Genomic DNA, 16,500 nt, shown 5'->3' on the forward strand with positions numbered 1-16,500 from the left:
ATGAAAAGAATCAATATTATCTTAATAGTACTATCTTTTAGTATGCTCCTTCTTCTTGGTGCTTGTACCCAGAAGAAGATAGTGATAGGTGTGTCGCAATGTTGCGGCGGACTTTGGCGCGAGAAGGTGAATAATGAGATGCGACTGGCGCAGTATCAATATAAGAATGTGGATTTGCTGTTTACTACTGCAGAGAATGACGGGCAACGCCAGGCTCGCCAGATAGACAGCATGATAGCCAGGAAGGTAGATCTGATCGTGGTTGCCCCTGATAACGTGAATGATGTTACTCCCGCCATCGAGCGAGCTTATCGTGCGCATATCCCGGTTATTCTCTTCGACAGAAAGGTAAAGACAACCCATTATACAGCTTCCATCGGTGGCGATAATGTAGAAGCGGGTAGGGAAGTAGCCCGCTTTCTTGCCAGTAAACTGGATGGAAAAGGTACCATTGTTGAGATTACGGGCTTGAAGGATGCTTCCCCTGTCATTGAGCGCCATCGCGGTTTCCACGAGGTGATGAAGAATTACCCGGGAATCAAGGTGGTTACCCTGGACAGTAACTGGAAGATGGAGCGAGCCCAGGAGTTGATGAAGCAATATCTGGATAAAGGCGGACATGCGGATGGTGTGTTCGGACATAATGACCTCAGTGCCATAGGAGCCTTTCAGGAAGCAGAGAGAAGAGGAATATACAAGCAGATGCTGATAGTGGGCATTGATGGATTGCCTGGTATCTGGGAAGAAGTGGATAGAGTGAAGAGGGGGCATTTTGCTGCTTCTTATGTCTATCCTACCCAGGGCGAAAAGATTATGGAATTGGCGATGAGTATCCTTCAGGGTAAACCCTATAAGAAGGATAATGTGATGAAATCATTTCTTGCTACCCCTGAAAATTGCGATGCCATCGCTCTACAATATCAGGATTTGGAAGCCAAGATGAAGAATCTGGATCAGATTTCTGACAGTCTTGATTCTTATTCAAAGGTTTCCCGTATCCAGAAATGGATGATCATTGTTGCCATCGTCATCGTATTGGTTCTGCTCTTTGTCATCTACTATATATATAAGGTATATAGAAAGAAGCTGCAGAAACAGAAAGCCGTGGCTCGTGGCTTCATCGAGAACAAGGAGGGCTGGGCTGCTGAACTGAATCATCTGGATGAGAGTGAACGTTATTTCATGGACCGTTTCAAGAAGAAGATTCTTGCGAATATGAGCAATGCTGATATGAAGATGGATGATTTGGGAGCCGAGATGCAGTTGAGTAAAGTACAGCTCTATCGCAAGGTGAAGGCTATGACAGGAAAAACGCCTGTCGAGCTTCTGAAAGAGATGCGTCTGCAGAGAGCCTATACCCTCTTGCAGCAAACAGACAAGACAATCTCTGAAGTTTCGGCAGAAGTAGGCTTTGCATTACCGGGCTATTTCTCTTCCTGTTTCAAGAAACAATATGGCGTTCTTCCTACCGATTTCAGAAATGAACAGTTATCTAAAAGGAAATAGTATTTAAAATAAGTACTTTAAAATCTTAGCAAAAGATAAGAAAATCGTTTCATGTAACATAATTATTGTTGCAGGAACGATTTTTTTTATTGTTATGGTTGAAAACAAAGTACTTTTGCCAGCAACAAGCAACTATAATAATATTAAAGAATAAACAATTTTATTAATTCAATAAAAACCGTATGATAGAACATTTGAATAAACAATTAACGAAATTACATCTGTCTTTACTGGTGTTAATGTCGCTGCTGATATTCCAATCAGTAGAAGCTCAGCGTCTTTGGAATTTTGATGGGCAAAATCCATTTGCTGATAGCCAGGGACTGAATCCTCTTACCTGTTCTTCGGTGAGAACGAGTGTTGATTATTGTGCAGGCATCAAAGGAAAAGCTTTGAGAACCGATGGATATTCCGTAAGTCTTCGTACGCAGGTTTCATCTCCGTGCCACTCTGTGTCTGCATGGTTTGCCCTAGAGTCTTTGCCTACGGATACGGCTACCTTTATAGGTATCAAGGACAAGAATGGCAATGCTGTTTCCGTGAGCGTTGACTCTTATGGAAAGTTGATGTTTGAGATTTCTGGCAAGAATTCTGGCAAGGAGGTGAATACTTCTGTCTATGCTGGTTGTAAAGTTGAAACTTTTAAGTGGTTGCATCTTTTGTTGGATATCGAAACCTCCACCTTATATTATAATGGTAAAGACGTGGCTTCATTCAAAGGTGTTGTTTCTGATTTGGTAGGTCCGTTTCAGATGTTTTTTTGTCAGGGATTCAAGTCTAGGCCTTTGGGAATGTACGATCAGTCATTTATCAATGGCGTGATAGACAATGTACGATTGAATGTTGTGTCTGCTGAAAAGGTATTTTTAAAGGATGAAGTGGCTAAGTATGTTAGGGAAATTCCTGATTTGTCGATTCCTGCCTCTAGGTTTATGACAGACTATAATCGTCCGAAATATCATTTGATGCCTGCTGCCAACTGGACTAATGAGTCGCATGGTTTGATATATTTTAATGGCATGTATCATATTTTTGATCAGAAAAATGCTTCCAATATTAATCTCAAACAGATAAACTGGGGCCATTTCGAGAGCAAGGATTTAGTCAGTTGGACTGAGCGTAAGCCTGTTCTTTCTCCTGATAAAAGCTATGATAGTTTAGGTATCTGGTCGGGCTGTGCGTTCATTAATGATGAAGGAATCCCTCAGATTATTTATACTGGCGGAAGCAGGCGTAATTCCATCAATGCCGCTTTTCCTCAGGATTCATGTTTGAATGTATGGCAGAAGTTTGCTCACAATCCAATCGTTGCAGATTGTCCGAGCGAATTTTCCCGTTCTGATATGAGAGATCCCTTTGTTTGGAAAATGGATGGTCACTGGTATATGGTTGTAGGCTTTGGTGTGACTAGAGATCAGGAGGAGCATGGAACCTTGCTTCTGTACCGTTCTGATGATTTACGCTCATGGACTTACAGAGGTCTGTTTTTTGAGGGAAATCCTCAGGTAGATCATACGGGTATCTTTTGGGAGATGCCTATCGTCATCAAGATGGGCGATAAATATGTCCTGTCTGTCAATCGTGTGCCTCATCGCGGAATCCCAGCCCAGACTCAATATTGGGTGGGCGACATTCAGAATGAGAGATTTGTACCGGATCAGCAGGTGCCAGAAAATCTAGAGGTAATCAACAGATTACTGTCTCCGTCAGTATGGCAGATTGCGGATAGTCAATATGTGGCTATGGCTATTATTCCTGACGAGATAAGAGAAGTGCCTACTTATCAGCAAGGTTGGGCACATCTTTTCAGTTTACCTAGAGTGTGGACGTTGAGAAATGGCAAGATATGCCAGATGCCGCTTCCTGCTTTGAAACAACTTCGTGACAAGGAATCACGTATAGCTAAAGAGAACCTTGTTCGGTCGAAACTTATCTACGATGGTAAGCGTCAGGTAGAGATTGATGCCGTATTCTATCCTCAGGATGCCAGTCAGTTTGGTTTCCAGCTGCAGACAAATGGCGGTAAGGAGAAGTCTTTCATCTATTATGATGTGAAAAAGCAACGTTTAGTGGCTGATCATACGAAATCATCTTTGCAGATGGGTATTCCTCTTGAAATCCGTACAGGCAATTTGCACTTGCCGATGAATTCTCCAGTCCGTTTCCATCTTTTTATAGATGGTTCGGTTATCGAGGGATTTGTTAATGACGAATATGCTTTCACCTCTCGCTTCTTCCCTAAAAATGCAGAGAATGTACAGGTTCAGCTATATTCCAAGAAAGGAAAGACAGAAGCCGAAGTAAAGGTATGGACTCTGAATGGTGCCAAAATGAAAACTAACTTTTAAATAACAATTAATATGAAAGCAAAGAACGTATTGATGACCGTGCTTTTCAGCATAGGTTGTTTAGGTGTGTATGCTCAGGCATCTTCTCTTTACCATGAGAAGTATAGACCTCAGTATCATTTCTCCCCAAGCAAGGGATGGGTAGGTGATCCAAGCGGATTGATGTATTATCAAGGCAAGTACCACTTGTATTGGTGGGGTAAGGCGGAATCCAAGGACTTGGTTCATTTCGAGGAAAAGTCAGCAGATAACGTGATGCAGAATGTGGATTCTAACACTTCCTGCTTTACGGGTTCAGCTTTGATCGACAAGAATAATACGGCTGGATTCGGCAAGGGTTCCTATATAGCAGCCCTTACCGTATTCTCTAAGGATAGCAAGAAGCAGGCTCAGGGCATAGCCTACAGCCATGATGGCGATAAGTTTTATCTTTACGACCAGAATCCTGTGTTGGATTTATGGAGCACAGAGTTTAGAGACCCTACTGTCTTTTGGTGCGAGAAGACCCATAAGTGGGTGATGGTTGTGGCTAAGGCCTTGGAGAAGAAGGTGAAGTTTTATGAGTCTGATGACTTGAAGCATTGGACGTGGTTAAGCGACTTTGGTCCATCAGGAAATTCAGAGAAAAGCTGGGAATGCCCCGATTTGTTCCAATTACCGGTTGAGGGTGATTCTAATGTGAAGAAATGGGTTCTTGTGGTTTCCATCAATTGGGCACAGGAGCAATATTTTGTTGGCGATTTTGATGGCAAGTCATTCAGACTGGAGGCAAATCATCCTGTAGAGCCTCTCTATGTTGATAAGGGCATGGATTATTATGCATCACGTACCTTCCGCGATTATGATGGTAGCCTGCACGATGTTGTGTCTTTAGGTTGGGTAGCCACATGGGACTATGCTCAGCAGCAGCCTTCACAATACGGAAAAGGCATGTGGTCGGTGCCTCGTAAGCTGGCATTGAAAAAGGTGGGTTCCCGTTATTTTCTGACTCAGCAACCTATTGAGGCTTTGCGTCAGCTTAGGGGCAAGCAGGTATCAGCCAACTATAAATTGCCTTTGGGAAGTGCAAGATTGAAGTGTGCATCTCCAAAGAGTAATGTCTATGAGATGGATGTAACCTTCTCAGCTCTGCAATCAAATGTCTTTGGCTTGAACCTATGTTCTGGACACGGCAGGAAGGTGACAATCAGTTATGATACTGATTCTCATAATCTGGTAATCGACCGTACGCATTGTGCTGATGTGGATATTCCTAAGTTTGACCGTATGGCTCATGCTCAGGTGTTGCCGCAAAATGGGAAGCTGCGAATGCATATCTTCGTAGACAAATCGAGCGTGGAAATATTCTGTAATGACGGTCAGGATGTGTTTACGCTGCAAACTTTCCCTTCTGAAGATCAGATAGGTATCGAAACATTCTCCCAAAAAAGTGTAACGAATATGGAATTGAAATGGTGGCCTCTCCAAGCTATTTGGAAATAGCTCCAAAGATAAAAAATAATTTCGTTTACTGAGAAAATCATTTCATGTACGATTTCTTATAGTGAAAGAACTAAAAGTTACAGTTCTGCTCGCAGACTTTCCCTAATTTTGCAGCAGATACAAGCAATAACAATTTTTGAAACTTAAAACGTTATAATAGTATGAACAATCTTTCAAAATTACTAATGAGCTCTGCGCTCTGTACTGTTTGCACCGTAGCTAGTGCACAACAGGTAAATGTAAATGGCATCGTAAAGGATGCTACCGGTGAGACAGTCATTGGTGCATCTGTTATGGTGAAAGGCACAAAGACTGGTACTGTTACCGACTTTGATGGTAACTTTCATGTAGAATGTGCTCCTGGTTCCACACTTGTTATATCTTATATTGGATATAAGACGCAAGAAGTGAAGGCTACTGATGATATGGTAGTGACACTTCAGGAAGAGTCTAATAGCTTGAACGAGGTGGTTGTTACTGGTTATACATCAGAAAAGAAAGCAGACTTGACAGGTTCTGTTGCCGTTGTCAAGATGTCTGATATTGCTGACGTACCTACAGGTAATGTCCTTTCCAGCTTGAATGGTCGTGTAGCAGGTGTTAATATCACTACCGATGGTACTCCTGGTGGTGGTAACACAGGAACATTGGTTCGTGGTACTACAACTATTAATAATTCTTCTCCACTTTACGTTATCGATGGTGTGATGACCCGTGATAACGTAGGTTCAATCTTGTCTTCCAATGATGTAGAGAGTATCCAGGTTTTGAAGGATGCATCTTCTGCTGCCATCTATGGTGCTCAGGCTGCCAATGGTGTCATCATCATTACCACCAAGCGTGCCAAGAAGGGTGAGGTGAAGATAGATTTCGAGGGTTCTCTTACCGCTCAGACTTTTACAACCAATTATGACTTGCTGGATGCCAACCAGTGGGGTGATGTTTATTGGCAGGCTTACAAGAATACCTATGGCACTCATCCAAATTCATTGATTTATGGTAATGGCGAGCAGGCGCAGTTGAATACCACAACTCCTTATTTCACTGGTGCAAATGGTCAGACTTATACAGCAGCCAATACCGATTGGCTTGATGTGATGTATAAGACAGCCCTGATGCAGAACTACTCTCTGACATTGAGTAGAGGTGGAGATAATGGCGCATCTTCTTTGTCAGTCAACTGGATAGATCAGGATGGTATGCTGAAAAATACAGATTACCAGCGTTTCAACACCCGTTTGACATCCGATTATCAGTTCCTCAACAATAAGGTACGAGTAGGCGAGAGTGTTGCCATCAACTATTGGACCCAGCATGTAGCTCAGGGAGGCATAGAAGAGCAGCTTGTCAAGCAGCACCCTGCACAGCCTATTTATGACAGCATGGGCGGATACGGTGGTGGATACATTGATGTATTCAATGATTCTCCAAACCCAGTTCGTCTTCAGAACAATCAGAAGGATAATAAGCATCAGTACTGGAGAGTTTTCGGTAACATGTACTTGGAGATTGAGCCAATCAAGAATCTTACCTTGCGCTCCAACTTCGGTGTGAACTACTATAATGAATTCAGCAAGACCTTTGTACCTTCCTGGAATGAGGGACCTCGTGTCGTCAATACCAATGAATTGGATTCATATCACTATCACAACCTCAACTGGGTTTGGACCAATACAGCCAACTATCAGTTGAATCTTGGCAAGCATGCCACATCTTTCCTCTTAGGTATGGAGAGCAAGAAGAATTCTACCGAGGATTTGAAAGGTTACGGTCAGGGCTTGACTTCTGAAGATCCGAACTATCGATATCTGAATTCAATCACCTCTGTTCCAAACGTGAATGGTTTCGGCTCTAATTACAGTATGGTATCTTATTTCGGTAAGATCAACTATGCTTATGATAGCAAGTATCTCTTGGCTTTCACTATTCGTCGTGATGCTTCTTCCCGTTTCGGTAAGAATAATAACTCTGGTGTGTTCCCTTCTGTATCAGGAGGTTGGCGTATCAGCAGCGAGAAGTTTATGAAGAATACCCACAAGTGGTTGGACGACTTGAAGCTCCGTGCCAGCTGGGGTGTCAACGGTAACGATGAGATTGATAACGAAGCTACTTATACAAAATATCTGGTTTCACTCTCCAATGCCAGCTACAACATCTCTGGCAATAACCAGACTCTCGCTCCAGGTGCCAGCAAGACTTATACTGGTAATCCTGACTTGAAGTGGGAGCAGACCAAGCAGTTGAATCTCGGTTTCGATGCTACTCTCCTCGATCAGCGCCTGACTGTTACCTTCGATTACTTCGATAAGCGTACTACAGATATGCTTTATCAGCCTCCATATGCAGGTGTTTTGGGTGAAGGTGGTTACTCTTGGACCAACTGCATCTCTATGAACAATAAGGGTGTTGAGTTTGTATTGGGTTGGAGAGACCGTTTGAATTCCGGCTTCAGCTATGATGTTTCCTTCAACGGTTCTGTCTACAACAATGAAATCACTTCACTTCCAAATACTATCTATTATACATTTGGCGGCGGTATGCCAGGCAAATCAATCGTAGGTCACAGCTTTGGCTCATGGATGGGTTACAAGACAGATGGCGTATTCCATACTCAGGCAGAGGTGGATGAGTACAATCAGAAATATGATGTACAGTTTGGTAAGCCTGGTGTAGGCCGTATCAAGTATCTTGATGTTAACAATGATGGCAAGATTACTACCGACGATCAGACCTGGTTGGGCTCAGATCAGCCTAAGTTTATTGGCGGTTTGAACCTCTCAGCTTCTTACAAGGGCTTCGACTTGAGCTTGTTCTTCAACGGCATGGTTCGTGATGCATGGAATAATTCGAAGTACTATACAGATCTCTTCCAGTGCTGGAACGGTAACCATTCAACCCGTCTACTGGATGCAATGAATGCTTGGACAGAGTATGAGAAGACAGGTGTTTACAACAGCAATGTACCTGCTTTGACCACATTGGACAGCAACAACGAGAATCGTAGTTCTGAGTTCTATATCGAGGATGGCTCATTCATCAAGTTGAAGACTTTGACTTTGGGCTACACCTTGCCAAAGTATTTGCTTGAGAAGGTTAATATCCGCAATGCTCGTGTTTATTTTCAGGCACAGAATCTCTTCACCATCACCGGTTATACAGGTGCTGATCCAGAGGGCTTGGGGTATACCTACCCATTGCCAAGAACCTTCACATTTGGTTTGAGTGTTGGTTTCTGATATTGAGTTTAGAACAAGTAAAGTTTAATTTCTTAAAAGATCACAATTATGAAGTTTAAATATATTCTGTTTGCTGCTGTAAGTTTGATGGCAACAAGCTGTAACGAAGATAGTTTCCTGGATAACCAGCCTCAGGGTTCTTTGAGTGATGAAGTTATCAAGAACGATAATAAGGTAGATTTGCTCACCAATGCAGCTTATTCTGCCTTGATGGGACCTAACCCACAGGATTGGAGTGTATGGACTTGCCCGGTAACCAACTGGAGCTATGGTAGTGTACGTTCTGACGATGCCTACAAAGGTGGCGGTGGTACCGGCGACTTGGCAGACATTCACCGCATGGAGATCATGGATGTAGATGCTACCAACGGCAATGGCGACTCTAAGTGGTATCATCTTTATACAAGCGTTCAGCGCTGCAATTCAGCTCTACGCATGTTGGAGAGTATGAGTGATGCCCAGCTGAAGGACCGCAAGGTTCAGATCGAGGAGATGAAGGTGCTTCGTGGACATTTCTATTTCGAGTTGAGCCGTTTGTTCAATCGTATTCCTTATTTTGAGGAGAATTACGAAGGCAAGATTTCTGATCTTTCTAACGTAGAGTTTACTCGCGACCAGATTCTCGAGAAGATTGCTGCCACTATGGAGGAGGCTGCCAATGTGTTGCCGGAATCACAGCCTGAGATTGGCCGTATCAATAAGTATATTGCTACAGCCTATGCAGCCAAGGTGAACCTCTACCGTGCTTATAAGCAGGATGAGACTACCCATAAGGTCATTTCCATCGATCAGAATCTTCTGCAGAAGGTAGTTAGCGAGTGTGATGTTCTTATCAATAGCGGTAAGTATGGATTGCTCGATAATTTCCAGGATTTGGATAAGGTTTCTACCGGTGATAACAGCAAGGAGGGTGTCTTCCAGGTACAGTATTCCATGAACGATGGTTCTGCATCAGCAGGTCGCATCAACTGGAGCAACTTGCTGAATGCTCCTCAGGGTCCTTATTCAGGCGACGGCTTCTTCTTGCCAAGTCAGGATTTGATTGATGCTTATCAGACCGATGAGAATGGTCTGCCTCTCTTCGATACTTATTACAAGAAGCATTTCGATGTATGGAATGCTGAAGAAAATAAGTGTGATAATACCACAGCCAATGTGGATCCTCGTGTAGATTTCATTGTGGGTCGCCCTGGTGTAACCTGGAAGACTTACGGCGAGACTCCATATAAGAACACATGGGTACGCGATCAGGCTACCTATGGTCAGCATAGCTGCAAGCGCTTCTTCGTTTCTCCTGAGAGCAATGAGATGTTCAATGGTTGGCCTTGGGGTGCCAGTGCCTTAAACTGGAACATCATCCGTTATAGCGACATCTTGCTTTGGAAGGCTGAGGCTTTGATTGAGATGAATCAGAATCTGGATGAGGCTCGCCAGTTGATTAATGAAGTTCGTGGACGTGCTGCCCACAAGCAGTATTGGGTTAAGGATTTCAATGATGATACCAAGTTTGCTGCCAATTATAAGATTGCGCTTTATCCACAGGCTGGCTGGACTCAGGATTATGCTCGTAAGGCTTTGCGCTATGAGAGCCGTCTGGAGACTGCTATGGAGGGTGAGCGTTTCTTCGACCTGGTACGTTGGGGTATTGCCGCTGAGACGATGAATGCCTACTTTGCACACGAAAAGGGTAGTAGAACATATTATAATAATGCTAAGTTCACAGAAGGTAAGGACGAGTATTTGCCAATCTCCATTACTCAGTACAACCTTTCAAATGGTGCATATACCCAAAATCCTGGTTATGCAAGCTTTAAGTAGAAATAATCAGGGGTGTTCCCTGCTATAAAAAGACCGATATATGGAAAATTTTACAAGTTTTATTCAATATGAAGGTCATACCTTCTTTTGGGTGATGTGAAGATTCCATATACCGGTCATAGTTTTTTCTTCGATCATGAGAAAAAAAGTTCATTACTTATTAAAAATGTGTCCATGTTACATATTTATTAGGGTATGAACGATTAGTTGAATCCTTTTTTCAGCAAAACCACTAATTTTGCAGCAGAAAACGAGAAGAGGTTATTCTTGAATCGTTTAGTCATGCAAATAAAAACAGTTTAATCCATTGATAGTTGATTGGTTTAGTTGATATAATTAGGATTTTAGTATTTGTTGATAAAAGGGCTTAGTTTTTAGGTTAGTTAGAATTTAAGGATACAGTAGGAATTAGTTACTTGACGGGTAAGAGGATTGTTTTTCAGGATACATATAAAAAAGTAAAACGTGCTGGAGGCATCATATATAAGATAGTTGCTGAAGGCATCCTATATAAAATTAAGTAGAATAAACAATAAATAATAAACAGTCTTATTAATATGAAAAAGATATTTATTTCGGCGCTTGTCGCTCTTTGCGGTTTCACCGCCAGTTATGCCCAGCAGGCTTCCTTCTTGAGCAATAACCACTGTCTCTATCGCATCAGCCAGGAGAGTCAGAACCAGAAGTGTCTCTTGCTTCCTGTGCAGGAAAATGCAGAGATAGCTAATATTAAGGTGATTGCCAACAACAAGCAGGTGAAAGCACTCAATGTGAAGTTGGCTAAAGACCACGTAGATTATTTCGTACCTCTCTATATGGATGAGTTTGCTGGCTTGAAAGGTCTGGCTCTCGATATTCATGTCAATGGCGATTATAACAAGGAAGGACTGAATGCCCTCACTTGCTGGAAGGAGATGAAGTTCTCTGATGCTTTCGATATGAAGAATCGTGAACAGTATCGCCCTGTTTTCCATCACACTCCTGTTTACGGATGGATGAACGACCCAAATGGTATGTTCTATAAGGATGGCGTATGGAATCTCTACTTCCAGTATAATCCTTACGGATCACAGTGGGAGAATATGACCTGGGGACATTCTACATCTACCGACTTGGTACATTGGAAGTTCCAGGGTGCCCCTATCCAGCCCGATGCAATTGGTACCATTTTCAGCGGTTCTGCCGTTGTGGATAAGAATAATACCGCTGGTTTGGGCAAGGGTGCTGTTGTGGCTCTCTACACTTCGGCTGGTGAGAACCAGACACAGAGCATGGCTTACAGCACAGATAATGGCAAGACCTTTACCAAATATGAGGGAAATCCGATCATCACCAGCAATGTGCCTGATTTCCGTGACCCTCACATGTTCTGGAACGAGGACATCAAGAAATGGAATATGATCATGGCGGTTGGTCAGCACATGGAAATCTATTCTTCAGATAACTTGAAGGACTGGAAATACGAAAGCTCTTTTGGTGAGAAGTATGGCAACCATGGCGGTGTCTGGGAATGCCCAGACTTGATGAAGATGAAGGTTCGTGGCACCGGTAAGGAGAAGTGGATGCTTATCTGCAACATCAATCCTGGTGGACCTTCCGGAGGTTCTGCTACCCAGTATTTCATCGGTGATTTCGACGGTCATAAGTTTACTTGCGACAGTAAGCCTGAGGTTACCAAGTGGATGGATTACGGTAAGGACCACTATGCCACAGTTTCCTTTGATAATGCTCCAAACGGTCGCCGTGTGGCTATCGCCTGGATGAGCAACTGGCAGTATGCCAACCAGGTTCCTACCCAGCAGTACCGTTCAGGCAACTCTATTCCTCGCGACTTAGGTCTCTTCGAGTATAAGGGTGAAACTTATTGCAGCGTGGTTCCATCTCCTGAAATGACAGCGGCAAGAAGCAAGAAGGCCACCAAGTCTCTCTCTGAATCTTGCGAGATGGTAGTGAACCTAAAGGGAAATGCTACTATCACCCTGAGCAACGACAAGGGTGAGAAGGTAGTGATGAACTACGATGCCAAGGCAGAAACCTTCTCAATGGATAGAACCAAGAGCGGTAAGGTAGATTTCAGCAAGGATTTCGCTGCAGTCACCAAGGCTCCAACCTATGGCAATATCAGCCAGCTGCGCATCTTCATCGACAAGAGCAGCATCGAGGCACTGGATGCTGACGGAAAGATGGCAATGACCAATCTCGTGTTCCCAAGCAAGCCTTACAACAAGGTTACTGTAAAGGGAAAGGGTAAGTATCAGGTTTACGACATCAAGTAACCTCATCTGTTAAGAACTGAATCTATAAGATAATTGTTTCTTAGCGTGTTACTGATGTAACAATGCAACATAAATGGTAGCCGATGAACGATATTTTATGATATATTGTATCGTTTATCGCTACCTTTGCACCAGCAAAATAGAAACAATAACGCTAACAATTATGAATAAATCATCAAAGTTATCAATCATCCCGGTGATGCTCTGTTTCTTCGCCATGGGATTTGTAGATTTGGTAGGCATCGCCTCCAACTACGTAAAGGAAGATCTCAACCTCAATGATGCAACAGCCAATCTGTTCCCATCGCTGGTATTCTTCTGGTTTCTCATCTTCTCGGTTCCTACGGGAATCCTGATGAATAAGATAGGTAGAAAGAAGACAGTACTCCTGTCTTTGCTCGTTACCGTTATCTCACTCCTTTTGCCCATCTTTGGCGAAAACTTTGAGCTGATGCTCGTGTCGTTCTCATTGCTCGGCATCGGAAATGCCTTGATGCAGACCTCCCTGAACCCTCTGGTTTCGGTGGTGACATCAGGTAAGAACCTGGCTTCTACTTTGACCTTCGGACAGTTCGTAAAGGCCATCGCTTCCTTTCTGGCACCATACATTGCCATGTGGGGTGCCATGGCAAGCATTCCAACCTTCGGTTTGGGCTGGAGAATCCTCTTCCCAATCTATATGATTATCGGAATAGCTGCAACATTCTTCCTGGCAGGTACACCTATTGAAGAAGAGAAGAACGAAGGTAAGGCTTCCGGCTTTGGCGAGTGCTTCAAGTTGCTCGGCAAACCTATCGTGCTGCTTTCCTTCATCGGTATCATGTGTCATGTAGGCATCGATGTGGGTACCAATACCACAGCTCCTAAAATTCTGATGGAGCGTCTGGGGTGGACGCTGAACGAGGCTGCCTTCGCTACATCGCTCTACTTCATCTTCCGTACCATCGGATGCTTCACCGGTACCGTTTTCCTCCGCATGATGAAGACCCGCACTTTCTTCGTTATCAGCGTAGTGATGATGGCTCTGAGTATGATAGGCATGTGGGTAGGCGAGAGCAAGACAATGCTTTATATCGCCATCGCCCTGGTGGGATATGGTAACTCTAACGTGTTCTCCATGATTTTCTCTCAGGCACTTCTAGCTATGCCTGATAAGAAGAACGAGGTGAGTGGACTGATGATCATGGGACTCTTCGGTGGTACCGTCTTCCCGTTGATTATGGGCTTTGCCAGCGATACTTGGGGTCAGGCTGGTGCTGTGGCTGTCATGGCTGTGGGAGTCGCTTATCTCTTCACTTATATCAGAAAGTTATAATAATCTTCATTAGCAATCTTTTATAATAATAAGGTGTAATTATGGAAACAAAGAATTTAAATACAAAATATTGTGTAGGTTTGGGCGAAATCCTCTTTGACGTTCTCCCTAGTGGTTCTCAACTCGGCGGTGCTCCTGCCAACTTCGCTTACCACGCAGGTCAGCATGGTTTGCATTCTGTAGCCGTGAGTGCTGTGGGTAAGGATGCCTTGGGCGAAACAGCCCTTCGCATTCTCGATGAGAAGAAGTTGAAGTATGTAATGCCTGAGGTAGATTATCCTACCGGTACTGTTCAGGTGCAGCTCGACAAGGAGGGCGTTCCTACTTACGATATCAAGCAGGGTGTAGCCTGGGATAATATCCCGTTCACCAGTGATATCAGGGAGATTGCTGTCAATGCTGGAGCTGTATGCTGGGGTTCTCTGGCTCAGCGCAGTGAGGTTAGCCGTAAGACCATCTATACGTTCCTCGATCATACTCCAGAGGATTGTCTTAAGATTTTCGACATCAATCTTCGTCAGAACTTCTATACTCCTGAGGTGATTACCGAGAGCTTGAAGCGCTGCAATGTGTTGAAGATTAACGATGAGGAGTTGATTACCATCGGCCGTCTCTTCGGTTATCCAGGTTTGGATATCGAGAACAAGTGCTGGCTGATTCTCGGCAAGTATAATCTCGATATGCTCGTGCTGACCTGCGGTGTAAACGGCAGCTATGTCTTTGCTCCGGGTGTGAAGTCATTCCAGGAGACTCCAAAGGTTGAGGTGGCTGATACAGTAGGTGCAGGCGACAGCTTTACCGGTACATTCTGTGCCAGCATCCTGAAGGGTAAGAGCATTCAGGAGGCTCACGAACTTGCCGTAAAGGTAAGTGCCTACGTTTGTACCCAGAATGGAGCGATGCCTCAGATTCCTGAGGAATACATCCGTTAACCCCGCTTCCCCTATTGGTTATATAACAATATAAGATGATAGGTTTAAAGAATAGTTGATTTAAAGTTAATGTTAGTTAGTAAGCTGCATCCTGTTCGCGAAGAATGGGTGCAGCTTTTTCATTTTCAGAAATACCATCTCTCAATTACAATAAAAGAACCCCCTAAAATGGTAAAATGATGCCCCAAAATGGCAGAAATGAATAAAAAGATAACGTTTTCATTAAAAATATTATAAAAGAGTTGCAGATTAATAGATTATTTTGTACTTTTGCATCTAAAATATTAGTAGAACATTAAAAATATAGATGTTATGAAAGACTTAGATTGGTCTAATTTGTCATTTGGCTATCGCCAGACTGACTACAATGTTCGCTGTTACTATCGCGACGGCAAATGGGGCGAAATAGAAGTTTGCTCTGATGAGTATTTGAAATTGCACATGGCTGCAACCTGTCTGCACTATGGTCAGGAGGCATTCGAGGGCTTGAAGGCTTATCGTTGCCCAGACGGTAAGGTGCGCGTGTTCCGTATGGACGAGAACGCTAAGCGCTTGCAGAGCACATGTCGCGGCATTCTGATGCCAGAGGTGCCTACAGAAATGTTCGAGGAAATGGTGAAGAAGGTGGTTCGCCTTAACCAGGAGTGGATTCCTACCTACGAGAGTGGTGCTACGCTCTATATCCGTCCGCTGCTCATCGGTACAAGTGCTCAGGTGGGTGTTCATCCTTCTAAGGAGTATTGCTTCCTTATCTTCGTAACTCCAGTAGGTCCATACTTCAAGGGTGGATTCTCTACCAACCCATACGTCATCATCCGTGATTTCGACCGTTCTGCTCCTCTCGGAACAGGTATCTATAAGGTTGGTGGAAACTATGCTGCTTCTCTTAGAGCCAACAATATCGCTCACGAGAAGGGTTATGCATGCGAGTTCTATCTCGACGCCAAGGAGAAGAAATACATGGATGAGTGTGGTGCTGCCAACTTCTTCGGAATCAAGAATAATACATACGTTACTCCTAAGAGTACATCTATCCTCCCTTCTATCACCAACAAGAGTCTGATGCAGTTGGCTGAGGATCTCGGTATGAAGGTGGAGCGCCGTCAGATTCCTGAGGATGAACTGGATACTTTCGAGGAGGCTGGTGCTTGCGGTACTGCTGCCGTAATCAGTCCTATCAGCTACATTGATGACTTGGATACAGGCAAGCGCTACAACTTCGGTGAGAAGCCAGGTCCTATCTCTAAGCACCTGTATGATACGCTCCGCGGAATCCAGTATGGTACCATCGAGGACAAGCATGGTTGGACAACCGTAGTTATTGAGTAATCAATGACTTCTTTATTGCGTAAAAACCAATATTAGAAATATAATTATGATCAGGGCACTTTGAGGAGTTCACGCTCCTTGGAGTGCTTTTTTTATGTCTCTTTATGCCTGGGGGTTAACAGAGTTAACAGTTAACAGCTGTTTTTTCGATACTCCCCCTCGCGCGTACCTTATTATAATATAATATATATATACTTATTTTTATATGTGTGTGGGGGGAACCATGCATTTTTGGGGTGTTAACTGTTAACCTGTTAA

General features: G+C 43.6%; 9 protein-coding genes. All 9 read left to right on the forward strand.

Features of this window, described 5'->3' with window-relative positions; translation table 11 throughout:
- Nucleotides 1–1,506 carry an AraC family transcriptional regulator gene (locus tag KUA46_RS15565; protein WP_218486993.1) on the forward strand — a complete coding sequence of 502 codons (1,506 nt, stop codon included), beginning with the start codon at nucleotides 1–3 and terminating at the stop codon, nucleotides 1,504–1,506.
- A 182-nt stretch (nucleotides 1,507–1,688) separates the two neighbouring features.
- Nucleotides 1,689–3,854 (forward strand): GH32 C-terminal domain-containing protein, encoded by a 2,166-nt coding sequence (locus KUA46_RS15570; protein ID WP_217326506.1) that lies wholly within the window; start codon nucleotides 1,689–1,691, stop codon nucleotides 3,852–3,854.
- A gap of 12 nt (nucleotides 3,855–3,866) precedes the next feature.
- Nucleotides 3,867–5,336, forward strand: coding sequence for a glycoside hydrolase family 32 protein (locus KUA46_RS15575; RefSeq protein ID WP_217326505.1), 1,470 nt, complete (start codon nucleotides 3,867–3,869; stop codon nucleotides 5,334–5,336).
- A 161-nt stretch (nucleotides 5,337–5,497) separates the two neighbouring features.
- Nucleotides 5,498–8,572: a SusC/RagA family TonB-linked outer membrane protein gene (locus KUA46_RS15580; protein WP_218486992.1), complete on the forward strand. Its 3,075-nt coding sequence runs from the start codon at nucleotides 5,498–5,500 to the stop codon at nucleotides 8,570–8,572.
- 48 nt (nucleotides 8,573–8,620) lie between these two features.
- The gene (locus tag KUA46_RS15585) at nucleotides 8,621–10,390 is read left to right on the forward strand and encodes a RagB/SusD family nutrient uptake outer membrane protein (protein ID WP_217326503.1); all 1,770 of its coding nucleotides are present in this window, start codon (nucleotides 8,621–8,623) and stop codon (nucleotides 10,388–10,390) included.
- Between the two features lie 557 nt (nucleotides 10,391–10,947).
- A complete protein-coding gene (locus tag KUA46_RS15590) occupies nucleotides 10,948–12,666 on the forward strand; it encodes a DUF4980 domain-containing protein (RefSeq protein ID WP_218486991.1) in 1,719 nt (572 codons plus the stop codon).
- 163 nt (nucleotides 12,667–12,829) lie between these two features.
- Complete coding sequence (locus tag KUA46_RS15595) at nucleotides 12,830–13,981, forward strand: MFS transporter (protein WP_217326501.1); 1,152 nt, start codon at nucleotides 12,830–12,832, stop codon at nucleotides 13,979–13,981.
- A gap of 41 nt (nucleotides 13,982–14,022) precedes the next feature.
- Nucleotides 14,023–14,913, forward strand: coding sequence for a carbohydrate kinase family protein (locus KUA46_RS15600; protein WP_022120911.1), 891 nt, complete (start codon nucleotides 14,023–14,025; stop codon nucleotides 14,911–14,913).
- Between the two features lie 312 nt (nucleotides 14,914–15,225).
- The gene (locus KUA46_RS15605) at nucleotides 15,226–16,242 is read left to right on the forward strand and encodes a branched-chain amino acid aminotransferase (RefSeq protein ID WP_153079366.1); all 1,017 of its coding nucleotides are present in this window, start codon (nucleotides 15,226–15,228) and stop codon (nucleotides 16,240–16,242) included.
- Nucleotides 16,243–16,500 lie beyond the last annotated feature (258 nt).

Source organism: Segatella copri (assembly GCF_019249765.2).
Taxonomy (GTDB): Bacteria; Bacteroidota; Bacteroidia; order Bacteroidales; family Bacteroidaceae; genus Prevotella; species Prevotella copri_K.